The 22,901-nt window shown below is 68.4% G+C and carries 18 protein-coding genes and 3 pseudogenes; 12 read left to right on the forward strand and 9 right to left on the reverse strand.

The features are described 5' to 3' along the window. Nucleotides 1-97: 97 nt before the first annotated feature. Nucleotides 98-193, reverse strand: a pseudogene (locus tag QOL88_RS38950) (transposase); the annotation flags it as partial. Further along, nucleotides 176-676, reverse strand: a pseudogene (locus tag QOL88_RS29040) (leucine zipper domain-containing protein); the annotation flags it as partial. The pseudogenes QOL88_RS38950 and QOL88_RS29040, both read right to left, overlap by 18 nt. Before the next feature lie 188 nt (nucleotides 677-864). Here QOL88_RS29040 and QOL88_RS29045 point away from each other — a divergent pair. Beyond that, nucleotides 865-1,986, forward strand: a complete 1,122-nt coding sequence (locus QOL88_RS29045) for an IS630 family transposase (protein WP_257027914.1) — start codon at nucleotides 865-867, stop codon at nucleotides 1,984-1,986. A 46-nt stretch (nucleotides 1,987-2,032) separates the two neighbouring features. Next, on the forward strand, nucleotides 2,033-2,341 hold the full coding sequence (locus QOL88_RS29050) for an immunity 53 family protein (RefSeq protein ID WP_030666118.1): 309 nt from the start codon (nucleotides 2,033-2,035) through the stop codon (nucleotides 2,339-2,341). Nucleotides 2,342-2,396: 55 nt separating this feature from the next. Here QOL88_RS29050 and QOL88_RS38955 read toward each other — a convergent pair. Continuing rightward, a pseudogene (locus tag QOL88_RS38955) lies at nucleotides 2,397-2,859 on the reverse strand (transposase); the annotation flags it as partial. 301 nt (nucleotides 2,860-3,160) lie between these two features. Continuing rightward, entirely contained in the window at nucleotides 3,161-3,931 is a 771-nt protein-coding gene (locus tag QOL88_RS29065) for a transposase (protein ID WP_097223226.1), read from the reverse strand. A gap of 74 nt (nucleotides 3,932-4,005) precedes the next feature. Here QOL88_RS29065 and QOL88_RS29070 point away from each other — a divergent pair, with 74 nt between their 5' ends. Then, complete coding sequence (locus QOL88_RS29070; protein ID WP_097221225.1) at nucleotides 4,006-4,386, forward strand: hypothetical protein; 381 nt, start codon at nucleotides 4,006-4,008, stop codon at nucleotides 4,384-4,386. Nucleotides 4,387-4,655: 269 nt separating this feature from the next. Here the strand turns inward: QOL88_RS29070 and QOL88_RS29075 are convergent, their stop codons facing one another. Both QOL88_RS29075 and eccCa read right to left on the reverse strand, forming a co-directional pair. After that, the gene (locus QOL88_RS29075) at nucleotides 4,656-5,711 is read right to left on the reverse strand and encodes a hypothetical protein (RefSeq protein WP_143668901.1); all 1,056 of its coding nucleotides are present in this window, start codon (nucleotides 5,709-5,711) and stop codon (nucleotides 4,656-4,658) included. A 6-nt stretch (nucleotides 5,712-5,717) separates the two neighbouring features. After that, on the reverse strand, nucleotides 5,718-9,692 hold the full coding sequence (gene eccCa, locus QOL88_RS29080; protein WP_179878992.1) for a type VII secretion protein EccCa: 3,975 nt from the start codon (nucleotides 9,690-9,692) through the stop codon (nucleotides 5,718-5,720). A 309-nt stretch (nucleotides 9,693-10,001) separates the two neighbouring features. Here eccCa and eccD point away from each other — a divergent pair, with 309 nt between their 5' ends. Continuing rightward, nucleotides 10,002-11,513, forward strand: a complete 1,512-nt coding sequence (gene eccD / locus QOL88_RS29085; protein ID WP_257027915.1) for a type VII secretion integral membrane protein EccD — start codon at nucleotides 10,002-10,004, stop codon at nucleotides 11,511-11,513. A gap of 265 nt (nucleotides 11,514-11,778) precedes the next feature. Here the strand turns inward: eccD and QOL88_RS29090 are convergent, their stop codons facing one another. Continuing rightward, a complete protein-coding gene (locus tag QOL88_RS29090) occupies nucleotides 11,779-12,072 on the reverse strand; it encodes a DUF397 domain-containing protein (RefSeq protein ID WP_097221234.1) in 294 nt (97 codons plus the stop codon). 266 nt (nucleotides 12,073-12,338) lie between these two features. On the opposite strand from QOL88_RS29090, the gene rpsO reads away from it, so the two are divergent. The 5 genes from rpsO to QOL88_RS29115 all read left to right on the forward strand — a co-directional run bounded on the left by rpsO (nucleotide 12,339) and on the right by QOL88_RS29115 (nucleotide 17,764). Then, entirely contained in the window at nucleotides 12,339-12,626 is a 288-nt protein-coding gene (rpsO, locus tag QOL88_RS29095; protein WP_003993372.1) for a 30S ribosomal protein S15, read from the forward strand. A gap of 291 nt (nucleotides 12,627-12,917) precedes the next feature. Beyond that, nucleotides 12,918-15,137: a polyribonucleotide nucleotidyltransferase gene (locus tag QOL88_RS29100; RefSeq protein WP_097221237.1), complete on the forward strand. Its 2,220-nt coding sequence runs from the start codon at nucleotides 12,918-12,920 to the stop codon at nucleotides 15,135-15,137. Beyond that, a complete protein-coding gene (locus tag QOL88_RS29105) occupies nucleotides 15,134-16,513 on the forward strand; it encodes a M16 family metallopeptidase (RefSeq protein WP_097221239.1) in 1,380 nt (459 codons plus the stop codon). The genes QOL88_RS29100 and QOL88_RS29105 overlap by 4 nt, the downstream gene beginning before the upstream one ends. Nucleotides 16,514-16,542: 29 nt before the next feature. After that, nucleotides 16,543-17,295 carry a 4-hydroxy-tetrahydrodipicolinate reductase gene (gene dapB / locus QOL88_RS29110; RefSeq protein ID WP_097221242.1) on the forward strand — a complete coding sequence of 251 codons (753 nt, stop codon included), beginning with the start codon at nucleotides 16,543-16,545 and terminating at the stop codon, nucleotides 17,293-17,295. A gap of 13 nt (nucleotides 17,296-17,308) precedes the next feature. After that, the gene (locus tag QOL88_RS29115) at nucleotides 17,309-17,764 is read left to right on the forward strand and encodes a hypothetical protein (RefSeq protein WP_097221245.1); all 456 of its coding nucleotides are present in this window, start codon (nucleotides 17,309-17,311) and stop codon (nucleotides 17,762-17,764) included. Between the two features lie 73 nt (nucleotides 17,765-17,837). Here the strand turns inward: QOL88_RS29115 and QOL88_RS29120 are convergent, their stop codons facing one another. Both QOL88_RS29120 and QOL88_RS29125 read right to left on the reverse strand, forming a co-directional pair. Continuing rightward, the gene (locus QOL88_RS29120; protein ID WP_097221247.1) at nucleotides 17,838-18,392 is read right to left on the reverse strand and encodes an SCO5741 family PH domain-containing membrane protein; all 555 of its coding nucleotides are present in this window, start codon (nucleotides 18,390-18,392) and stop codon (nucleotides 17,838-17,840) included. A gap of 112 nt (nucleotides 18,393-18,504) precedes the next feature. Next, entirely contained in the window at nucleotides 18,505-18,744 is a 240-nt protein-coding gene (locus QOL88_RS29125; protein ID WP_097221249.1) for a hypothetical protein, read from the reverse strand. A 175-nt stretch (nucleotides 18,745-18,919) separates the two neighbouring features. Between QOL88_RS29125 and thyX the strand changes: the two genes are divergently transcribed. The 3 genes from thyX to QOL88_RS29140 all read left to right on the forward strand — a co-directional run bounded on the left by thyX (nucleotide 18,920) and on the right by QOL88_RS29140 (nucleotide 22,613). Beyond that, nucleotides 18,920-19,660: an FAD-dependent thymidylate synthase gene (gene thyX / locus QOL88_RS29130; RefSeq protein ID WP_031109938.1), complete on the forward strand. Its 741-nt coding sequence runs from the start codon at nucleotides 18,920-18,922 to the stop codon at nucleotides 19,658-19,660. Between the two features lie 212 nt (nucleotides 19,661-19,872). Beyond that, nucleotides 19,873-20,772 (forward strand): 4-hydroxy-tetrahydrodipicolinate synthase, encoded by a 900-nt coding sequence (gene dapA / locus QOL88_RS29135; protein WP_097221251.1) that lies wholly within the window; start codon nucleotides 19,873-19,875, stop codon nucleotides 20,770-20,772. Nucleotides 20,773-20,927: 155 nt separating this feature from the next. Then, entirely contained in the window at nucleotides 20,928-22,613 is a 1,686-nt protein-coding gene (locus QOL88_RS29140) for a ribonuclease J (protein ID WP_097221253.1), read from the forward strand. Nucleotides 22,614-22,901: the final 288 nt, after the last annotated feature.

The raw sequence follows: 22,901 nt of genomic DNA on the forward strand, positions 1-22,901 counted from the left end.
TCTCGCTGCCGCCGAACCGAGTGCCCTGCGCAGCCGGACAACAGCCCCCACCGGCCTGTACCGGCCTGGGGGTGAACTCGCTCTGTCGCGTTGTTGTTCAGGCGGGTCGGATGGTCAGGCCGGTCTCGGCGAGGCAGCCGTCTATGAGGTCGCTGCGGTACTGGATGTGCCGTAAGCCTCGTCGGATGGCCCGGCCGGCTTGTCGGCCCAGGACCTTGTGGCCGCCGCCGTCGGGGATGCGGCCGAGCTTCTTGACATCCACGTGGACCAGTTCGCCGGGCCGCTCACGTTCGTAGCGGCGGATGACCTGGCCGGTGGGCCGGTCCAGGAAGGCCAGCCGGTTCAGGCCATGGCGGGTGAGGATGCGGTGCACGGTGGAGGCGGGCAGGCCCAGGATCGGTCCGATGCGTGCCGGGCCGAGTTTGCGGTCCTGCCGCAGCCTGCAGACATGCGCCTCGGTGGAGGATGCGGTGCGGTGCGGTGTCCTGCGGGGACGGCTGGAACGGTCGATGAGTCCGCTCTCGCCCTCGGACCGCCACCGCCGGATCCACTTGTGGACTGTGGGACGGGAGATGCCCATGTCGGCGGCGACATGGGCGACGGGACGGCCGGAGCGGACACGTTCGACCAACAGCCGCCTGCCGTGAACGGTCAGCCGGGCATTACGGTGGGACAAGAAGGCCTCCGTGCGGTGAAGATTCGACACCTCCACCACACACGGAGGCCTTCGCCATGATCAAGCCCGGCCACCGTTAACAACGCTCGTGATCAATACAGCTAGTGCTGTGACCGCATAGGTCCGCCGGTTCGGCGGTTCTAGCGGTTGGATGTGCGGTGACGTCCGATCCGACCGTTGGAGGCGCAGTGGCCGAGCCCGTCCGGGTGCGCAGACTGACCGACCAGGAAGGGCAGAAGCTGCAGCAGATCGTGCGCCGGGGCAGCACCAGTTCGGTGCGTTACCGGCGCGCGATGCTGCTGCTGGCCTCGGCCGGCGGGAACCGGGTGCCGGTGATCGCCCAGCTGGTCCAAGCCGACGAGGACACCGTCCGGGACGTGATCCACCGCTTCAACGAGATCGGCCTGGCCTGCCTGGACCCTCAGTGGGCGGGAGGCCGTCCCCGCCAACTCAGCGATGACGACGAGGACTTCGTCATCGCGACGGCTACCACCCGCCCGGTCAAGCTCGGCCAGCCATTCACCCGCTGGTCGCTGCGCAAGCTGGTCGCCTACCTGCGCAAAGTGCACGGCCGGGTGATCCGCATCGGCCGCGAGGCATTACGGTCCCTGCTCGCCCGCCGCGGCGTGACCTTCCAGCGCACCAAGACCTGGAAGGAGTCCCCGGACCCCGACCGTGAGGCGAAGCTGGACCGTATCGAGGAAGTGGTGGACCGCTTCCCGGACCGGGTCTTCGCCTTCGACGAATTCGGCCCGCTGGGGATCCGGCCCACCGCTGGCTCGGGCTGGGCGAAACGGAAGCATCCCGACCGGGTGCCGGCCACCTACCACCGCACCCACGGAGTCCGGTACTTCCACGGCTGCTATTCGGTCGGCGACGACCGCCTATGGGGCGTCAACCGCCGCAAGAAGGGAGCCGTGAACACGCTGGCCGCGCTGAAATCGATCCGCGCTGCCCGGCCCGACGGCGCCCCGATCTACGTGATCCTGGACAACCTGTCTGCCCACAAGGGTGCCGACATCCGCCGCTGGGCGAAGAAACATAAGGTCGAGCTGTGCTTCACCCCGACCTACGCTTCGTGGGCGAACCCCATCGAAGCGCACTTCGGACCGCTGCGGCAGTTCACGATCGCCAACTCGAACCACCCCAACCACACCGTGCAGACCCGAGCCCTGCACGCCTACCTCCGCTGGCGCAACGCCAACGCCCGCCACCGCGAGGTCCTGGCCGCCGAACGCAAGGAACGCGCCCGCATCCGCAGCGAGAAGGGCATCCGCTGGGGCGGACGACCACTCGCCACCGTGGCCTGAGCGACCCGGCCAACCTATGGTCAGAGCACTACTAGCATCCCCTGTCATGAGCGATTCGGAAGATGTCCTTGCTTGGCTGCAGCACTGGTACGCCGCACAGTGCAACGAGGACTGGGAGCACGAGTGGGGCCTGAAGATCGCCACGCTCGACAACCCCGGCTGGACCGTCACCATCGACCTGGAGGAGACGGACCTGGAGCAACACGAATACCCCCGCCAGGACGTCAACCGCAGTGCTCACGACTGGGTTTGGGCATGGACTTCCGAGAAGACCTTTCACGCCAGATGCGGCCCCGGCAATCTCACCGAAGCCCTCGCCCTGTTCCGCTCCTGGGCGACCGCGAACACTCCTTGAACAATCGCACAGCGGCAGGACGCCAACCCGGTGAACCTATGCGGTCACAGCACTAGATCCCTTCGACGGGGTTGAGGTCGGGTGCGTAGGGCGGCAGGTAGTAGATGGTCCGCCAGTCCCGGGAGGCGGCGAACTCCCGGAGGCCAGCGGCCTTGTGACGTTCAGGTTGTCCCAGATCAGCACGATCGGGCCGCCGAGCTAGCTGGTAGGCAGCGATCAGCAGGTCTCGGTAGTCGCGCCAGGAGAAGGTCTTGCGACCGTCGCGGCGGCCGTCGTCTGTGCGAGGGCGGTAGGGACCGGTGGCCTGGTTTGTAGCAGGTCAGGGCGATGATGGAGATCCGTCTGCGGGAACGGCCGCGGACCCGCACCACCGGTGTCTGGCCGCGCTGTGACCAGGTCTTCGCCTGCGGCGGCGTCATAGAGAATCCGGCTTCGTCCTCGAAGACGAGCCAGGCTCCACGGGCCGCCGCGAGTCTTCCGCGCAGGGCCACACCTCCTTGCCCCACCCGGCCACCGCGCCGTCGTCCCGCTCCATCGCCCGCCCGGGGTCAGCTGCCCGATAAGTCCAAGGAGCACGGCTTCGGGTGGGTGAGCCGATGGGCGGCAGGGGTCACCCTGCCCCTGCGGCTCGGAGGTGCGTCCGCAAACTATCACCTGCAGAAAGGGCTTCCCCCCGTCGCCGAGACACGACGACTCCCGTCCTGCAGGCATTGGCCGCGACTGAACCCCTCTCGGCATCGAATTTTTCACAAGAGTCGTCGGCTAAGCGTTGTCCCGCAATTGATCACGGTCATGCTCGCTGACCTGCCTGCTCTCGGCTCAGCCGGTGATGGTGAGGTTGTAAAGGCGGGCGATGCCGAGCATGGCTTGGTGGACGCCGTCGCCTTCCAGGCGGCAGTCGAGGAGGATCGTCCAGGTCTTCAAGCGGGCGAAGGTGTGCTCGACGCGGGCTCGGACCTTGCGGTGCGAACGGTTGTGTTCCTCTTTCCAGGCCGGGAGTTCGACATGGCCGCGTTCGCGGCGGTGTGGGATGACCAAGCCGGTATCGCGGTAGCCGCCGTCCGCGATCACTGCGCTAAGGCCGACAGCGTCCTTCGCACCGGACAGTTCCCACGCCTTGCAATCGTTTCGGTTGCTCGCGACCGGCCGACCGACAGCGACGACGAACCGGGTGTCGGCGTCGATGACGAGCTGGTGGTTGGTGGAGTACCGGTAATTCTTTGACTGCTCGGCGACGGCATGGTCCCGGGTGGGCACCAGGGTGCCGTCCACGATCAGCACGGTGCCTTCGCGGAACCGTCTGCGTTGCTGGAGCGCGAGCGGCGGGCCGAGGTGGTCGATGATGCGGTCCGCGGCCGACTTCGACACCTCGAACAATGGCGCCAATTGCCGCAGGGTGAGGTTCGTTCGCCAATACGCGGCAACCAGCAGGACCCGGTCCTCCAGAGGCAGATTCCACGGTCTGCCCTTACGTACCGGGTCCGCGCGCTCACGTCGCAGCGCGGTGATCAGCTTGCCAAACTGCCGCGGGCTCAGCCCGGTGAACGGGGCTATCCACGAGGGCTCCGACGTCGTGATCACACCAGCCATGCAGCGGATCATTTCAGTTGCAGACACCTCTCCCTGCGACTGATCCTGGGCGCTGGGCAAGCAAGGAGGACAGGATGGGGCTCATGCTCTTCCCCGGAGACGGCGACGTGACCAGCCCTGACGTCTCCTGGTCCTACACCAGCTTCCACATGTTCAGGGAGTGGCTGGCCGACGTAGAGGGATTCACCCTTGCTGAGATGAACGGATTCGGCGGAGACCGCGCGTGGAGCAGTATCTCCACCACGCTGACACCGCTGCTCGACCATCCGGACGACGACGGCTCTCTCACGACCACTCAATGCGCAGTCATGCTGCCCAGGCTGGAGGCGATCATCGATCAGTTCCACCCTGAGGACAGCGACCCCGTTCTCCAGCGACGCGTCGACGACACCCGCCAACTGGTCACCGTCATGAAGTATTGCTTGGACAAAGGCGCTGAGCTCCTCTTCGGCTGACCGCCGCAGGCAGGCTGCTATCGGGGATGACCCGCAGTTACGGGACAACGCTTAGGACGACCCATTGTGGGCCCGAATCAGTGACTGCCTGTATGAGCGCCCCGTACGAAGTTCGCACCGCACCAGCCGTAGACCGCGCGATGACGGGCAAGGCGGTGCGATGGCGACGGTCACTGAATCGAGTCTCCCAGACGCTAGTGGGATTTCGTGAAGGAGCGCCAGGGGAGCGTGCACTCCTTGCGCTACCTAAAAGCGGCTAGCCTTTCTAATCAGCGCGGTAGTCTTAGGTCCGTGCAGCCGTGGCGTGCGGCCGAGCGCTCGGCGAATGCGCGCAGTGACTTGATTAGGAAGGCCTTCCGTGGATCGGCGTATTCCGTTGCGTAGACACTAAAGATCGCCCGTGCGGAGCCGGGGCAAGCAGCGGTCGCCCATGCCATGTCAAGCCCGAGTCCGGTGTTCGCGTTCATTGCTCCCGGTTCATCGGTCGCCGACCGCAAGCGCTGGGCGTAGGGGCCGAACGCAGCTTCCAGCACGTACAGGCGTTCGGAATTTGCCCCAAACTCCCCCAACGTGCACATCTCCAGTGGGGTGGTGCCGGAAGCCTGGCTTTCCTTGATCCAGTCGATGTGCATGCTCTCGTACCCAGTTATGCGAATTCCTTTGCATGTGCCCGTGGCGGAGGACGGGTATTTTTCCGTCGCCAGCCCAGATATCGAAGGGATCCGACTGCCGAACTTCGTCTTGCACGACCAGTAAGCGGATGCATTTCGCGCGGCAGCGGCTGCGAGCTCCCCCACCTTGCGGGCTTCGCGCGGATTTTCATGCGACTCATCCCCGGCGATGGATACGACGACGGATGCGGGCTTGTTGTTGCAAGGTAGTACAACACCGGTATTACGTAGATCCGTATACCCTTGCCAGCCGCCACCGAGGGGCTTGGGAGGGGTATCCGAGGCACTCGAACGCAAGGTGTCGAGCATCTCAAATTTGTCCTGCCTGGAATTGACCGCGTCGTGAGCGATCAGGCCGATAGTCATCGTCATGTCGGACACTCGGCAGGAGTTGAATCTGCCGTCACCGAAACGATGGTGCTCGTCGCGAGCCAGGCCGATCTCTGTGTTGAGGCCGGTGAAGGCGGCAGACTCGTCGTACGGGATCAAACCGTCGCAATACGTTGCCAGCTTGTCCTTGTAACGCCAGCCCTTGCCGGTGTCACTCATCTGGTACCAGATGTAGCCGCCGACCAGAATAAGCACCAGGGGTATAACACCAAACAGAGTTGCCCGACGTATAAGAATGGTCATTGTTTTCTCACCAGCATTCATCGACCATCAAAACGCCCCTCCCGGACACACCCCGACCTGCACCAACGGCTTCCCCCTCCGCCGAGACACAAAGACCCCCCGCCCCGCAGGCATGGGCCGCGGCCGAACCCCGCCCAGCAGATCCCCCTCACCCGGATCGCCGGCCAGCACCACACCCTGCGCGCCCAGTTCCTTCACCCGCTGCATGAACGCCTCGTAGGACGCCCGCCCCGCACCCGCCGTCGACCGCGCGATGATGAACCGCACCCCCACATCCCGGGCGAACGGCAGGAGTTCCGTCAGTCCCGCCAGCGGGTTTCCGCTCGACGTGGCCACGAGGTCGTAGTCGTCGATGACGACGTACACCGTGGGTCCGCGCCACCAGCTCCGGTCCCGCAGCTGCTGGGCGGTGACGTCGGCTGTCGGTGTGCGGCGCTTCATCAGGTCGGCGAGGGCGGCCATGTGGTGGTCCATGGAGTTGGACATGGGGATGTATTCGGCGAGGTGCGACGACGGCGTCACCTCCAGCAGTGAGCGCCGGTTGTCGATGACGAACAGCTTCGCCTCGTCGCCCGAGTACCGCTGCGTCAGCTGCTGGATCAGCAACCGCAGCAGATTCGACTTGCCCGACTCGCTCTCGCCGAAGACGAGGAAGAACGGGTCCTGCTCGAAGTCCACGAAGACCGGTTCGAGGTTGTCCTCGTCGAGGGCGAAAGCGACGCCGCGGCGTGGGAAACGATCGCCCGGAGGAAGCTGATCGGCCGGGAACTCGCGTGGCAGCAGACGGACTTCGGGTGCGCCGGGGGCCTGCCAGTGCCGGGAGACCTCGGTGGCGAGGGCGGCCGTGGCGTCCGCCAGGTCCGTGTCGGAGGTGAGACCGTCTATGCGCGGCACCGCCGCCATGAAGTGCAGCTTCTGCGGCGCCTGTCCGCGGCCGGGCACCCCCGCCGGGACGTTCGCGGCCACCTTGCGGTCCAGTTCGGAGTCCATCGTGTCGCCGAGCCGCAGCTCCAGGCGGTTCATCAGGTGGTCCTTGAGGTTGGCCCTGACCTCCATCGAGCGTGAGGCCGTCAGGATCAGGTGGATGCCGTAGCCGAGACCGCGGGCCGCGATGTCGTGGATCACCTGGTCCATCGCCTCGTAGTCCGCGCGGAAGTTGCCCCAGCCGTCGATGACCAGGAACACGTCGCCCCAGGGCTGATCCGTGACCGGGATGTCACCCCGGGCCCGCCTGGCCCGGAAGTCCGCCATCGAAGCGATGCCCGCGGAGCGGAAGTACTCCTCGCGACGGTTCAGCACGCCGTACACCTCGGCCACCGTGCGCCGGACGCGCTCCGGATCCAGGCGTGAGGCGACCCCGCCCACGTGCGGCAGGCCGGCCACCGCCGCCATGCCGCCGCCGCCGAAGTCGAGTCCGTAGAACTGCACTTCGTACGGCGTGTGTGTGAGTGCGAACGCCGAGATCAGGGTGCGCAGCAGCGTCGACTTGCCGGACTGCGGGCCGCCGATGATCTGCATGTGGCCGGCCGCGCCGGAGAAGTCGACCCAGAGCGGGTCGCGGCGCTGCTCGTAGGGCTTGTCCACCAGGCCCGCCGGTACGACCAGGCGGCCGGCGCCTTCGTAGCCCGGCTGTGTGAGGCCGCGGCCCTGTACCGCTGTGAGGCCGGGAAGGAGTCCGTCGAGCGGCGGCGGACTGTCCAGCGGCGGCAGCCACACCTGGTGTGCCGCCGGGCCCTGGGCCTCCAGTCGGCGCACGATCACGTCGAGCACGGTGTCGGCGAGCGCGTCGTCGACCTCCGGACCGTCCGAAGCCGAAGGGCGCTGTTGTGGCACGGCCATGTACTGCACCGGCACCTCGGCCGCCGTGAACAGCACCGGCCGCCGGTTCATCGGCAGCGGGCCGCCGCTCAGCGCGGTGCGCTGCGTGCCCGAGCGGTACACGCCGGAGACGTAGGCCGCTTTGAAGCGCACCATTTCGTCCGTACCGAATTTGAGAAGGCCGGAGCCGGGGACGTTCGGCAGCTCATAGGCGTCCGGTACGCCGATCGCCGCGCGGGACTCGGCGGCGGAGAAGGTGCGCAGACCGACTCGGTACGACAGGTAGGTCTCCAGACCGCGCAGGCGGCCTTCCTCCAGGCGCTGCGACGCCAGCAGCAGATGCACGCCGAGCGACCGGCCGATGCGGCCGATCTGCACGAACATCTCGATGAAGTCGGGCTTGGCCGTCAGCAGCTCACTGAACTCGTCGATGACCAGTACCAGCGACGGAATGGGCTGCAGGGCGGCACCGGCCGCGCGGGCCTTCTCGTAGTCGTGGATGTTGGCGTAGTTGCCCGCGTCGCGCAGCATCTCCTGGCGGCGGTTGAGTTCGCCGCGGATGGAGTCGCCCATGCGGTCGACCAGAGTGAGGTCGTCCGCGAGGTTGGTGATGACGGCCGCCACGTGGGGCATCTGCGCCATGCCGGCGAAAGTCGCGCCGCCCTTGAAGTCCGCGAGGACGAAGTTCAGCGTCTCCGACGAATGGGTGACCGCGAGGCCCAGTACCAGCGTGCGCAGCAGCTCCGACTTGCCGGAGCCGGTGGCACCGACGCACAGGCCGTGTGGGCCCATGCCCTCCTGTGCGGCCTCCTTGAGGTCCAGCATCACGGGGCGCCCGTCCTCGCCGACCCCGATCGGCACCCGCAGCCGCTCCGCCAGCGACCGCGGCCGCCAGGTGCGCTGGGTGTCGACGGACGCCGCGTCACCGAGGTTCAGCAGATCGGTGAACTCCAGGTTGGCGAGAAGTGGTTCGTCGTCGTCACCGCCTGAGGCCATCCGCAGCGGGGCCAGCTGCCGGGCGAGGGCTTCGGCGGACTCGTAGGAGAGGACGTCGGGGGTTCCTTCGTAGACGACGCCGTGTCCCGATTCCAGGTGCAGCGCTTCGGGTTGTACGACGATGGAGAGTTCGCCGCCGCCCGTGATGAGGTCGCCGGGAACCACCTCGAGGACGGTAACGCCCTGGAGCCCTTCGGGATTGGCCAGGACCGAGTCCGGCGGCAGGGTGAGGCCGTCGAGTACGACGACGATGTGGGGTTCCTCCGGCAGGGGCGCCGCGTTCGGGTGGAAGCGCGGGCGGCCGGTCAGCCGGGTGGCGAGCAGGTTCTCCAGTTCGCGGGTGTCGCTGTCGATCAGTCTGCGGCTGCCCGCCCCGTCCACGGCGCCGGGCGCTTGGACGTGCGGCAGCCACTTGGCCCACTCCCAGTGGGGCAGGGCCTCGCGTCCCGCCGCCACGACGATGAGCAGATCGTCCGGGGAGTGCAGTGCGGCCAGTGAACCGGTGATGGCCCGGGCGGAGGACCGTACGGACCGCGGGTCGCCGCTGATCGTGACGTGGTAGAAGGCACGCAACGAGACCGCCATCGGCAGGTCGTCCAGGGTGCTGTGGACGGAGAGGAAGCGCTGCATCGCACCCGCGGTCAGCGGCTCCAACTGCTCGACCGGGGCGGTTTCTGGGGCGACGAGGGCCCTGGCGAGGGCCTGCGCGCCGAGGCCGATGCGGACCTGGGCGAAGTCCTCGTCGCCGGAGCGTCGTTCCCACACCCGGCTGCCCTCGGCGACCAGGGCCCACAGCTGTTCGGGGGAGGGGTGAAGGAAGTACTGCGCGTCACGCTGTGTCTTCGCCGTGTCGACGGCCGTGCGCCGGGTCTGTGCCAGGTAGCTCAGGTAGTCGCGGCGCATGTCCGCCAACTCCCCCTGGGAGCCGCGGCGGAAGCGGATCACCATCGCGACGGACATGGCGATGGTCGAGGCGATCATGACCATGCCCATGATCCTCATGAACGGCTGCCCGCTCGTGAAGAAGAAGACCACCGAGCCACCCATGCCCAACGTCGGCAGGAGTTGCATCAGCACGCTCTCCCGGTGGCCTCGCGGAAGTTCCGGTGGAGGCTGCAGGATGATGTCCTGCGTGGACACTTCGGACGGCAGCACCCGAGGCGGGCGCTTCACGACGATGTGGCTCACTGGCATCCATTCCCTTGACCAGCCCGAGAGTCCGTCCGCCGCCCCGTGTCAGGCGGACGCAGGCCGCCGCGCGATCCTACTGATTCCCGCGGACGCAAGGGCGATAGGGTGCCGGAAGTTCGCGTCGGCACACGGGACTTGAGCCGGAGTGAACGGGGCATTGCGTCACATCCCGCCGCCCGCGGAAGCCCGGCGACCGGCACCGAGGGTGTTCCCGCGACCTCGCCGCACGATCGGTCACAGGGGACGGGAAACCACGCAGGACGTCCGTACCGTAGGTAAAAAATCATCACTGAGGGGGAGCAGCAGGTGAGCATGACGGCCTCCGCGGCAGCCACCGGAAGGGGACCCGGTACCGGAAGTCCCGCCGGGGCGGGCACGGGTCTCGGTTTCTGCCGCGTCACCATCGTCGCGCCCGACAGCCGGATCGACGTGGCGCTGCCCGACGACATCCCGGTCGCCGACCTGTATCCGGAGATCCTCACTCTCACCCGGCAAAGTCCCGCCGAGGGCGCGCCCGTCGGCTACCACCTGGTCCGCCGGGACGGCACTGTCCTCGACAGTGCCCGTTCCTTCGCCGCCCAGCGCATCCTCGACGGCGAACTCCTCGCGCTGCGCCCGTTCTCCGAGTCGCTGCCACCCGCCGTCTTCGACGACGTCTCCGAGGCGGTCGCCTCAGCCGTGACCAGCGAGCGCACCTTGTGGAGCGGCGACCTGACGCGCGCGGCAGGTCTCGTCGGGGGAGGCGTACTGCCTGTCCTGCTGGCCTTCGTGGCCTGGATGGGCGACCCGCTGCACGACATGAACAGCCTGCCCGGCATCCTCGCCGGCGTCGCCGGTGTCCTCCTGGTCGTCCTGGCCTGCGTGCGCGCCCGCGTCTACGACGACCGGGCCTCGGCCATCGCCCTGGGGCTCGGCGCCCTCCCCAACGTCGGCGTGGCCGGCTCGGGTCTCCTGCCCCTCGCCGACGGACAGGGCATCGGCCGGCTCCAGTTCCTCCTCGCCTGCGCGGCGGTGCTCCTGGCCTCGGTCCTGCTCACCCTGTGCTCGCCGAGCGGGGACGGTCCGTTCGTCGGCTTCGTCGTCGCCTCCGCCATCAGCCTGATCGCCGTGTTCGCGGCGATCCTCGCCGATTGGACGCCTTCCGAGATCGCCGCCCTGTGCGCCCCGATCGCCGTCGGAGGCCTGGCCTTCCTGCCGGGGCTGTCGATGCGCTTCGCCCGGCTCCCGATCGGCTTCGACACCCCGAACACGGCCCCGCGCAGCGCGTACGACACAGACCCCGCCCCCCAGGAGCCGGTCGACGCCGAGCGGGTCGCCGCCCAGGCGCGGCGTGGACACGAACTTTTGGTCGGCCTGGTGGGCGGCTGCGCGCTGCTCGCCGTCGGTTCCTCGGCGGTCCTCGGGTTCTCCGAGAACGTCTGGGCGCAGCTCCTGGCCCTGGCGACCGGCCTGGCCATGCTGATGCGCGCCCATCTCTTCCGGTACACCGGCCAGGTGGCCCCCGTCCTGGCCGCCGGTCTCGCCTCTCTCGTGCTGCTCGGCCTGGGGCTGGCACTCAATCCGCCGCACTCGGCCGTCCGCGAGGCCCTCACGGGCGACCGCAGCGACCTCGACCTCCGGACCATGTGGCTCGTCGCGGCTATCGCCGCGACGGCCGCGCTCGTCACGGCGATCGGTTTGATCGTCTCGCGCGGCGGCCTCACCCCGTTCTGGGGACGCTTCCTGGAGATCGCCGAGGGCTTCGTGCTGCTGACCCTGGTGCCGCTGACCCTGGCGGTGTTCGACGTGTACTCGGCAGTCCGCTCGATGACCAGCTGAGCCCCGCCCTGCTGCCCTCCGCGTTCACCCGGTCCATCCGGGCGGCGAATCCACCACACCTACGGGAAGCGTCGAACGACGCTGCGGGGCGCCGGTCGCCGTCCAGCGGGGGAGCGGCGCCGCAGGGCCGTCGTGGAACCCGTTTCCCGCTCGCTCGGACAGGTCGCCGACCGCCACGAGGCAGCGCCGCACAGGGGCTCGCCGGCTCGATGACCGGGTCGTCGGGGAGTGTCCGACGACCCGGTAAGGCTCCCGTGCCCACCCGTCACTCCGGAGCAGGCCCTCCCCCGCGGGGCGAGGACTCAAGATCGAACTCCCCGTCCCGCGCCCCCAGCACGAACGCCCGCCACTCCGCCTCCGTGTAGCGCAGCACCGTGTCCGGGTCGAGCGACGACCGCATCGCCACGGCCCCCTCGGGCAGGTAGGCGATCTCGACCCGCTCCTCGTGGCCCTCGGTGCCCGGCGCGCTGTGCCACTCGACACCGGAGATGTCGAGGGCGTATAGCTCGTCCCGCTCCCGCTCCTTGCGTGCCTTGATCTCCTCAGCCGTCTCCGCCATGCCGCAGCGACCCCTTCCCGACGTACGAACGATCCGAATCTGCTCACCCTAGTGGCCCCGTCCGCTCCGGCCGGGAGCTTCGGAGACCAGGGCAAAGGGGGCCCCGGCCACCTGGTACGCTGGTCGACGGCCGTTTGTGTACGCACCCCCGGAGCGCCGCTCTGGAGGCCGCGCTCAGCGGATCCCCGCCTCCCGAGTAACGGAAGCTCCCCCGAGACACAGACCGGGGGCACTCGGTGGCCCATCACAGACCACGAGGAGTACGCGTGCCGCTCGACGCCGCTACGAAGAAGCAGATCATCACCGAGTTCGGCCAGAAGGAGGGCGACACCGGCTCCCCCGAGGTCCAGGTCGCCATGCTCTCGCGCCGCATCTCGGACCTGACCGAGCACCTCAAGACCCACAAGCACGACCACCACTCCCGTCGTGGTCTGCTGATCCTGGTGGGTCAGCGCCGCCGCCTTCTCCAGTACCTGGCGAAGAAGGACATCCAGCGCTTCCGTGCGCTGGTCGACCGCCTCGGCATCCGCCGCGGTGCGGCGGGCGCCAAGTAAGACGCCGTGAGGGGAGCGGTTCCCGAAGGAAAGGGGACCGCTCCCTTTGCTGTACGTGCGGAGTGTCACCACTGCTTTGTAGTGTGGTAGCACAACGCAATACGGACGACGCAGCACCACAAGTAGAGGAGAGGCGCACCTAGCCGCCGCCGGTCCTCGGTAGTGGCCCCCGGGGCAAGTGAAACCCGGGTGCTTCGATCGAAGACCGGCCCGCACAGCCCGGAGCGCTTCTCCGCAACCGTCCCCCTGCCACACGGGCAGCGACGGGACGAAGACGAGGAGATAACGCTAGTGGAGAACGAGACCCACTACGCCGAGGCCGTCATCGACAACGGCACCTTCGGCACCCGCACCATCCGCTTCGAGACGGGCCGCCTGGCCAAGCAGGCCGCCGGCTCCGCCGTGGCGTACCTGGACGACGACACCATGGTGCTGTCGGCCACCACCGCCTCCAAGAACCCCAAGGACCAGCTCGACTTCTTCCCCCTCACGGTGGACGTCGAGGAGCGGATGTACGCCGCCGGCAAGATCCCCGGCAGCTTCTTCCGCCGTGAGGGCCGCCCCTCCGAGGACGCGATCCTCACCTGCCGCCTGATCGACCGCCCGCTGCGCCCCTCCTTCAAGAAGGGCCTGCGCAACGAGATCCAGGTCGTCGCCACGATCATGGCGCTCAACCCCGACCACCTGTACGACGTCGTCGCGATCAACGCCGCGTCCGCGTCCACGCAGCTGGCCGGCCTGCCCTTCTCCGGCCCGATCGGCGGCGTCCGCGTCGCGCTGATCAACGGCCAGTGGGTGGCCTTCCCGACGCACACCGAGCTCGAGGACGCCGCGTTCGACATGGTCGTCGCGGGCCGCGTCCTGGAGGACGGCGACGTCGCGATCATGATGGTCGAGGCCGAGGCCACCGAGAAGACCATCAAGCTGGTCGAGGGCGGCGCCGAGGCGCCGACCGAAGAGGTCGTCGCCGCCGGTCTGGACGCCTCGAAGCCCTTCATCAAGGTGCTCTGCAAGGCCCAGTCGGACCTCGCCGCCAAGGCCGCCAAGCCGACCGGCGAGTTCCCGATCTTCCTGGACTACCAGGACGACGTTCTCGAGGCCCTCACCGCCGCCGTCAAGCCGGAGCTCGCCTCCGCGCTGACCATCGCCGGCAAGCAGGAGCGCGAGTCCGAGCTGGACCGCGTCAAGGCGCTCGCCGCCGAGAAGCTCCTCCCGGAGTTCGAGGGCCGCGAGAAGGAGATCTCCGCCGCGTACCGCTCGCTGACCAAGACCCTGGTCCGTGAGCGCGTCATCAAGGAGAAGAAGCGCATCGACGGCCGCGGTGTCACCGACATCCGCACCCTGGCCGCCGAGGTCGAGGCCATCCCGCGGGTCCACGGTTCCGCCGTGTTCGAGCGTGGCGAGACCCAGATCCTGGGCGTCACCACCCTGAACATGCTCCGCATGGAGCAGCAGCTGGACACCCTCTCCCCGGTGACCCGCAAGCGCTACATGCACAACTACAACTTCCCGCCCTACTCCACCGGTGAGACGGGCCGCGTCGGTTCCCCGAAGCGCCGCGAGATCGGCCACGGCGCCCTCGCCGAGCGCGCCCTCGTGCCGGTCCTGCCGACGCGCGAGGAGTTCCCCTACGCGATCCGCCAGGTCTCCGAGGCGCTGAGCTCCAACGGCTCGACGTCCATGGGCTCGGTCTGCGCCTCCACCATGTCGCTGCTGAACGCCGGTGTGCCGCTGAAGGCCCCCGTCGCCGGTATCGCCATGGGCCTGATCTCCCAGGAGATCGAGGGCGAGACGCACTACGTCACCCTCACCGACATCCTCGGTGCGGAGGACGCCTTCGGCGACATGGACTTCAAGGTCGCCGGCACCAAGGAGTTCGTGACCGCCCTCCAGCTCGACACCAAGCTGGACGGCATCCCGGCCTCCGTCCTGGCCGCGGCCCTCAAGCAGGCCCGTGACGCCCGCCTCCACATCCTCGACGTGATGATGGAAGCGATCGACACGCCGGACGAGATGTCCCCGAACGCCCCGCGGATCATCACCGTCAAGATCCCCGTGGACAAGATCGGCGAGGTCATCGGCCCCAAGGGCAAGATGATCAACCAGATCCAGGAGGACACCGGCGCCGACATCACGATCGAGGACGACGGCACGATCTACATCGGCGCGGTCGACGGACCGTCCGCCGAGGCCGCCCGCACCACGATCAACGGCATCGCCAACCCGACCATGCCGGAGGTCGGCGAGCGCTACCTGGGTACGGTCGTCAAGACGACCACCTTCGGCGCGTTCGTGTCGCTGCTCCCGGGCAAGGACGGTCTGCTGCACATCTCGCAGATCCGCAAGCTCGCCGGCGGCAAGCGCGTGGAGAACGTCGAGGACGTCCTCGGTGTGGGCCACAAGGTCCAGGTCGAGATCGCCGAGATCGATTCCCGCGGCAAGCTCTCCCTGATCCCCGTGATCGAGGGCGAGGAAGGCTCGGACGAGAAGAAGGACGACGCCGACAAGTGACGTCCCAGCGCTCCAAGGCGACGGCCCGCACCTCTTCGGAGGCGCGGGCCGTCGCCCGTACCCAAACCCTCATCAAGGGCGAGAACGGCATCGGCACGGTCCGCAAGACCACCCTCCCCGGCGGCCTGCGCATCGTCACTGAAACCCTGCCCTCGGTCCGCTCCGCGACCTTCGGCATCTGGGCGCACGTCGGCTCCCGCGACGAGACCCCGGCCCTGAACGGCGCCACCCACTACCTGGAGCACCTGCTCTTCAAGGGCACCAGCCGCAGGTCGGCCCTGGACATCTCCGCCGCGCTCGACGCGGTCGGCGGCGAGATGAACGCGTTCACGGCGAAGGAGTACACGTGCTACTACGCACGCGTGCTCGACAACGACCTGCCGCTGGCCATCGACGTCGTCTGCGACATGCTGACCGGCTCGCTCATCCGCGAGGACGACGTCAACGTCGAGCGGGGCGCCATCCTCGAAGAGATCGCCATGACCGAGGACGACCCGGGCGACTGCGTGCACGACCTGTTCGCGCACACGATGTTCGGCGACAACCCCCTCGGCCGCCCGGTCCTCGGCACGGTCGACACGGTCAACGCCCTCACCGCCGATCGCATCCGCCGCTTCTACAAGAAGCACTACGACCCCACCCATCTGGTCGTCGCCTGCGCCGGCAACATCGACCACGCCAAGGTCGTCCGGCAGGTCCGAGCCGCCTTCGAGAAGGCCGGCGCCTTCGCCGACCTCGCCGCCGACCCCGTCGCCCCGCGCAGCGGTACGCGTGCCCTGCGCACCGCGGGCCGCGTCGAGCTGATCGACCGCAAGACCGAGCAGGCGCACGTCGTGCTCGGCATGCCGGGCCTGGCCCGCACGGACGAGCGGCGCTGGGCCCTGGGCGTGCTGAACACCGCCCTGGGCGGCGGCATGTCCTCCCGCCTCTTCCAGGAGGTCCGCGAGAAGCGCGGCCTCGCCTACAGCGTGTACTCGTACACCTCGGGCTTCGCCGACTGCGGCCTGTTCGGCGTCTACGCCGGCTGCCGGCCCTCGCAGGTGCACGACGTGCTGAAGATCTGCCGCGACGAACTCGACCAGGTCGCCGAGCACGGCCTCTCGGACGACGAGATAGGGCGTGCGATCGGTCAGCTCCAGGGGTCCACGGTTCTCGGCCTGGAGGACACCGGCGCGCTGATGAACCGTATCGGCAAGAGCGAGCTGTGCTGGGGCGAGCAGATGTCCGTCGACGACATGCTGTCCCGGATCGCGTCGGTCACCCCGGACGACGTCCGCGAGGTGGCCCGCGAGATCCTGGGACGGCGGCCCTCCCTGTCGGTCATCGGCCCGCTGAAGGACAAGCAGGCGGCCCGCCTGAACGACGCCGTCGCCTGACAATCCCCCTGGTGAAGGAAGCACAAGAGATGAGCAAGCTGCGCGTGGCGGTCCTCGGCGCCAAGGGCCGGATCGGCTCGGAAGCCGTACGAGCCGTCGAAGCCGCCGAGGACATGGAACTGGTCGCCGCCCTCGGCCGGGGCGACACGCTGGAGACGCTGACCGAATCCGGCGCACAGGTCGCGGTCGAGCTGACCACGCCCGACTCGGTCATGGCCAACCTCGAGTTCTGCGTCGGCCACGGCATCCACGCGGTCGTCGGCACCACCGGCTGGACCGACGAGCGCCTCGCCCAGCTGAACGGCTGGCTGTCCGCCGCACCCGGGACGGGCGTGCTCATCGCGCCGAACTTCTCCATCGGGGCCGTACTGAACATGAAGTTCGCGCAGATCGCGGCACCGTACTTCGAGTCGGTGGAGGTCATCGAGCTCCACCACCCGAAGAAGGTCGACGCCCCGTCGGGCACCGCCACGCGCACCGCCCAGCTCATCGCGTCGGCTCGTGCCGAGGCGGGTGCCGCCCCGGCACCGGACGCCACGGAGACGGCCCTGGACGGCGCGCGAGGCGCGGACGTCGACGGCATCCCCGTGCACTCCGTCCGCCTGCGCGGCCTGCTGGCTCACCAGGAGGTCCTGCTGGGCGGCGAGGGCGAGACGCTGACCATCCGCCACGACTCGCTCCACCACAGCAGCTTCATGCCGGGCATCCTGCTCGGCGCCCGCCGCGTGGTGAGCACCCCGGGCCTGACGTTCGGCCTGGAACACTTCCTGGACCTGAACTGAGCCTCTGACCGTCATGCGCGCGAAGCTCACCTACGCCGTCACCGCCGCCGTCCTGGTCGTCTACTTCGTCCTGGTCGGCAGCCGTGGCGTCCTGCTCATCGAGACCGGCACGCCCCTCACCGTCACCTTCGGTGTCGCCGTGCTGATCCTGCCGGTCATCGGCCTGTGGTTCCTGTGGAAGAACACCCAGTTCGCCCGCAGGGCCAATCAACTCGCCGCCGAACTCGACGCCGAGGGCGGGCTGCCCGTCGACGAACTGCGGCGCACCCCCAGCGGCCGCATCGACCGCGACTCGGCCGACGAGGTCTTCGCCAAGCGCAAGGCCGAGACGGAGGACGCCCCCGACGACTGGCGCACCTGGTTCCGCCTCGCCGTCGCCTACCACGACGCCCGCGACACCCCGCGCGCCCGCAAGGCGATGCAGCACGCGATCGCCCTGCACGACGGCAAGCAGTCCGAAGCTGCCTGAACCGCGGCCCACTCATGACGGCGGGGCCCGACCGTGAGAACGGTCGGGCCCCGCCGTCATGAGATCGAGGACGTCAGCGCGGGCCGTACTCCTCGGCCCACGCCTCCACCGCGTCCGCCGCCCGGTCGAAGGCCTCCGTGCGGCCCAGGAAGTCCGCGTTGTGCGTCGTCATCAACGGCGTCGGGGTGGCAGCGTCCTGACCCTGGCGCCCGAGCAGCAGCGCCTGCCCCTGCACGGTCCGGGGCAGCGCCAGCCAGCGCACCGGCTGCTGCACCGTACGCACGGAGACGACCTGCTCCCAGGACGCCGTACGCGTCGTGAGGAAACCCACGTGCCGCAGCCCGCGCGCGCTGACCCACACGCCCATGCGCAGCAGCCGCAGCGCCGCGGCGATGACGAGCAGCGCGAGCGCGAACACCACGGCGGCCGAGGTCAGTTCGGCCGTCACGGCGATGATGACGGCCGCGAACAGCACGAACGAGGCGAGCAGCAGCGTGAGCGCCGCGACGCCCACGCGCCAGGGCCCGGGCCGGTACGGCCGCCGCCAGCGGTCACGGTCGTCGTAGGGCAACGGAACGTCGTCCGCCGCCTCGAAAACACGGTCGGCCGTCAGGAAGGGCAGGGGCACGGGCGGTCCTCACTCGATCCATGCGTGGGCTGTGCCCGGTGAGGCTACCGATCTGTCTGCCCGGTCACCACTGGCGGGGGGCCGGATGGAGTCACCGCCGCAGCGGTGCGGTTCAGCGCTTCTCGGACGCCTGCGACTGCTGAGGCTGATCAGCCGTCTTGCCGGGCGACAGCGCGGGCGTCCCGATGACCAGGGACCCCACGAGCCCCGCCACGATGGTGAGTCCCAGCAGCCAACGGCCGGCCATCTGACCGACGGACGACCGCTCGCGCGGCGGGGGAGTGACATTGCTGCGGAACCTGTCGGCCTCGGCGACGAAGGCAAACGGTACGGGTTCACGCCGACCGAACATCAGGGGTACTTCTCCTTCAGGGGTGGAACGGATCACTTTCGTCAGTAAGACGAACGAACTCCCTCAGAGGTGCCCTGTTTCACCAACTTCATTGCGGCACGCCACCGATCGCACCGAATCGGCCGGGCCGTAGAGTGGCGTCGCCACACGACGAGATGGGAAGGCCCTGCCAACCGTGACCGACACCCCCGCCGACGACCTCAAACCCAGCTACCGCAGCGACGTCACCGTCGAGCTGGTCAAGCACACCGCGTCCGACGCGGACGTCCTCTTCGCCGCCCGCGTCTCGACCCTCGGCGAGCAGTCGCTGGACGAGCTGAAGAAGGACCCCGAGCGTTCCAAGGGCCTGATCAACTACCTGATGCGGGACCGGCACGGCAGCCCCTTCGAGCACAACTCGATGACCTTCCTCATCAGCGCCCCGATCTTCGTCTTCCGCGAGTTCATGCGGCACCGCGTCGGCTGGTCGTACAACGAGGAGAGCGGCCGCTACCGCGAGCTCCAGCCCGTCTTCTACGTCCCCGACGAGTCCCGCAAGCTGGTCCAGGAGGGCCGCCCGGGCAAGTACGTCTTCGTCGAGGGCACCCAGGCCCAGCAGGAGCTGACCGGCCGTGTCATGGAGGACTCGTACCGGCAGGCGTACGAGGCCTACCAGGAGATGCTCGCCGCCGGCGTCGCCCGCGAGGTAGCCCGTTCGGTCCTCCCGGTCGGCCTGTACTCCTCGATGTACGCCACCTGCAACGCCCGCTCGCTGATGCACTTCCTCGGCCTGCGCACCCAGCACGAGCTGGCCAAGGTCCCGTCCTTCCCGCAGCGCGAGATCGAGATGGTCGGCGAGAAGATGGAGGCCGAGTGGTCCCGCCTCATGCCGCTCACCTACGCGGCCTTCAACGGAAACGGACGCGTGGCGCCGTAACGCGGCCCAGATCACCCGGTCAGGTACAGATGTACGGTTCAGCCGCGCGAAGTGTCCGTATTGCGGCATTTAGAGAAGTTCATCTAGCCTGATCAAACGGGTCCGGCACTGCTTGAACCCCCGAGCAGGCAGTGCCGGGCTCCACCTTTGTCACGACTTGTCGCCTGCCCCATGGGCAGACCCGGTCCTGAGCAACGAGTAGCGTGTAACCCATGGCTCCGACCTCGACTCCGCAGACCCCCTTCGGGCGGGTCCTCACCGCCATGGTCACGCCCTTCACGGCGGACGGCGCACTCGACCTCGACGGCGCGCAGCGGCTCGCCGCCCACCTGGTGGACGCAGGCAACGACGGCCTGGTCATCAACGGCACCACCGGCGAGTCCCCGACCACCAGCGACGCGGAGAAAACGGATCTCGTACGGGCGGTCCTGGAGGCGGTCGGAGACCGTGCCCACGTGGTGGCCGGAGTCGGTACCAACGACACCCACCACAGCATGGAACTCGCCCGGGCGGCGGAGCGCACCGGCGCTCACGGCCTGCTCGTCGTGACCCCGTACTACAACAAGCCCCCGCAGGAAGGCCTCTACCGGCACTTCACGGCCGTCGCCGACACCACCGGCCTTCCGGTGATGCTCTACGACATCCCCGGCCGCAGCGGCGTCCCGATCAACACCGAGACGCTCGTCCGCCTGGCAGAGCACCCGCGGATCGTCGCCAACAAGGACGCCAAGGGCGACCTCGGCCGCGCCAGCTGGGCCATCGCCCGCTCCGGCCTCGCCTGGTACTCCGGCGACGACATGCTGAACCTGCCCCTGCTCTCGGTCGGCGCGGTCGGCTTCGTCTCGGTCGTCGGCCACGTCGTCACTCCCGAGCTGCGCGCCCTGGTCGAGGCGTACACCTCGGGCGACGTCCAGAAGGCCACCGAGATCCACCAGCGACTGCTCGCCGTCTACACGGGTATGTTCCGCACGCAGGGCGTCATGACCACCAAGGCGGCGCTCGCCCTTCAGGGGCTGCCCAGCGGGCCCCTGCGTGCGCCCATGGTCGAGTGCGCGCCCGAGGAGATCGAGCAACTCAAGATCGATCTTGCCGCGGGCGGGGTACAGCTCTGACATCAGACTTCGCGCGGACCCCCGCGCACCTGCTTCACAACTGAATAAGCGGGCCACCGGTGCCCGCGCACCCCACACAGACAACTGCTTCTGCACGAACGTCACGCGCGCCACGTGCCCCACCGGTACGTGGCGTGCGTGGTGAGGAGAGTCTTTTGAGTCATCCGCATCCCGAACTCCGCACGCCCCCGCCACTCCCCGAAGGCGGCCTGCGCGTCACCCCGCTCGGCGGCCTCGGCGAAATCGGCCGCAACATGACGGTCTTCGAATTCGGCGGCCGCCTTCTCATCGTCGACTGCGGCGTGCTCTTCCCCGAGGAGGAGCAGCCCGGCATCGACCTGATCCTGCCGGACTTCTCGTCCATCAGGGACCGCCTCGACGACATCGAGGGCATCGTGCTCACGCACGGGCACGAGGACCACATCGGCGGTGTTCCCTTCCTCCTGCGCGAGAAGCCGGACATCCCGCTGATCGGCTCCAAGCTGACCCTCGCCCTCATCGAGGCCAAGCTCCAGGAGCACCGCATCCGCCCCTACACCCTCGAGGTGACGGAGGGGCACCGTGAGCGCATCGGTCCCTTCGACTGCGAGTTCATCGCCGTCAACCACTCCATCCCGGACGCGCTGGCCGTGGCCATCCGCACGCCCGCGGGCATGGCGGTCCACACCGGTGACTTCAAGATGGACCAGCTCCCGCTGGACAGCCGCCTCACGGACCTGCACGCATTCGCACGTCTGAGCGAGGAAGGTATCGACCTCCTCCTCTCGGACTCGACGAACGCCGAGGTGCCGGGGTTCGTCCCGCCGGAGCGGGAGATCTCCAACGTCCTGCGCCAGGTCTTCGCCGGCGCCCGCAAGCGCATCATCGTCGCGAGCTTCGCCAGCCACGTGCACCGCATCCAGCAGATCCTGGACGCGGCGCACGAGTACGGCCGTCGCGTCGCCTTCGTCGGCCGCTCCATGGTCCGCAACATGGGCATCGCGCGTGACCTGGGCTATCTGAAGGTCCCCCCGGGCCTGGTCGTGGACGTCAAGACGCTCGACGACCTCCCGGACAGTGAGGTGGTCCTGGTCTGCACGGGCTCCCAGGGCGAACCGATGGCGGCCCTGTCCCGCATGGCCAACCGCGACCACCAGATCCGCATCGTCCAGGGTGACACGGTGATCCTCGCGTCGTCCCTGATCCCCGGCAACGAGAACGCGGTCTACCGCGTGATCAACGGCCTCACCCGCTGGGGCGCCAACGTGGTCCACAAGGGCAACGCCAAGGTCCACGTCTCCGGTCACGCCTCCGCGGGCGAGCTGCTGTACTTCTACAACATCTGCCGCCCGAAGAACCTGATGCCGGTGCACGGTGAATGGCGGCACCTGCGGGCCAACGCCGAGCTGGGCGCCCTGACCGGCGTCCCGCACGACCGCATCGTCATCGCCGAGGACGGCGTCGCCGTCGACCTCGTCGAGGGCAAGGCCAAGATCTCCGGCAAGGTCCAGGCCGGATACGTCTACGTCGACGGCCTCTCGGTCGGTGACGTCGGCGAGCCGGCGCTGAAGGACCGCAGGATCCTCGGCGACGAGGGCATCATCTCGGTCTTCCTCGTCATCGACTCGTCCACCGGGAAGATCACCGGCGGCCCGCACATCCAGGCCCGCGGCTCCGGTATCGAGGACTCCGCCTTCGCCGACGTGGTCCCCCGGATCACGGAGGTGCTCGAACGCTCCGCGCAGGACGGCGTGGTCGAACCCCACCAGCTTCAGCAGCTCGTACGCCGCACGCTGGGCAAGTGGGTCTCGGACACCTACCGGCGCCGTCCGATGATCCTGCCTGTGGTGGTGGAGGTCTGACGGTCCGTCGGGCCGGAGCAAGCGCCAACTGGGAGCGGGGCGCCTCGATTTGCATCGAGGCGCCCCGCTCCAGTAGGTTTACAACTCCTCCCGACGGGGCACCCGGGCCAACTTAGGCACCAGGAACCATGCCCGGCCGGGGAGGGAAATCCGACTCAGAACTTCTGATAAAGTCGGAACCGCCGGAAAGGGAAACGCGGAAGCGGGAACCTGGAAAGCACCGAGGAAATCGGATCGGAAAGATCTGATAGAGTCGGAAACGCAAGACCGAAGGGAAGCCCGGAGGAA

It is taken from the genome of Streptomyces sp. Ag82_O1-12 (assembly GCF_900182715.1).
Taxonomy (GTDB): Bacteria; Actinomycetota; Actinomycetes; order Streptomycetales; family Streptomycetaceae; genus Streptomyces; species Streptomyces massasporeus.

Excerpts from the sequence above, each read along its gene's own strand:
- QOL88_RS29065 (WP_097223226.1), bottom strand. The coding sequence starts at position 3,931 with ATGGCTGGTGTGATCACGACGTCGGAGCCCTCGTGGATAGCCCCGTTC.
- QOL88_RS29075 (WP_143668901.1), bottom strand. The coding sequence starts at position 5,711 with ATGAATGCTGGTGAGAAAACAATGACCATTCTTATACGTCGGGCAACT.
- QOL88_RS29070 (WP_097221225.1), top strand. The coding sequence starts at position 4,006 with ATGGGGCTCATGCTCTTCCCCGGAGACGGCGACGTGACCAGCCCTGAC.
- dapA (WP_097221251.1), top strand. The coding sequence starts at position 19,873 with ATGGCTCCGACCTCGACTCCGCAGACCCCCTTCGGGCGGGTCCTCACC.
- QOL88_RS29115 (WP_097221245.1), top strand. The coding sequence starts at position 17,309 with ATGCGCGCGAAGCTCACCTACGCCGTCACCGCCGCCGTCCTGGTCGTC.
- dapB (WP_097221242.1), top strand. The coding sequence starts at position 16,543 with ATGAGCAAGCTGCGCGTGGCGGTCCTCGGCGCCAAGGGCCGGATCGGC.
- QOL88_RS29125 (WP_097221249.1), bottom strand. The coding sequence starts at position 18,744 with ATGTTCGGTCGGCGTGAACCCGTACCGTTTGCCTTCGTCGCCGAGGCC.
- QOL88_RS29050 (WP_030666118.1), top strand. The coding sequence starts at position 2,033 with ATGAGCGATTCGGAAGATGTCCTTGCTTGGCTGCAGCACTGGTACGCC.
- QOL88_RS29090 (WP_097221234.1), bottom strand. The coding sequence starts at position 12,072 with ATGGCGGAGACGGCTGAGGAGATCAAGGCACGCAAGGAGCGGGAGCGG.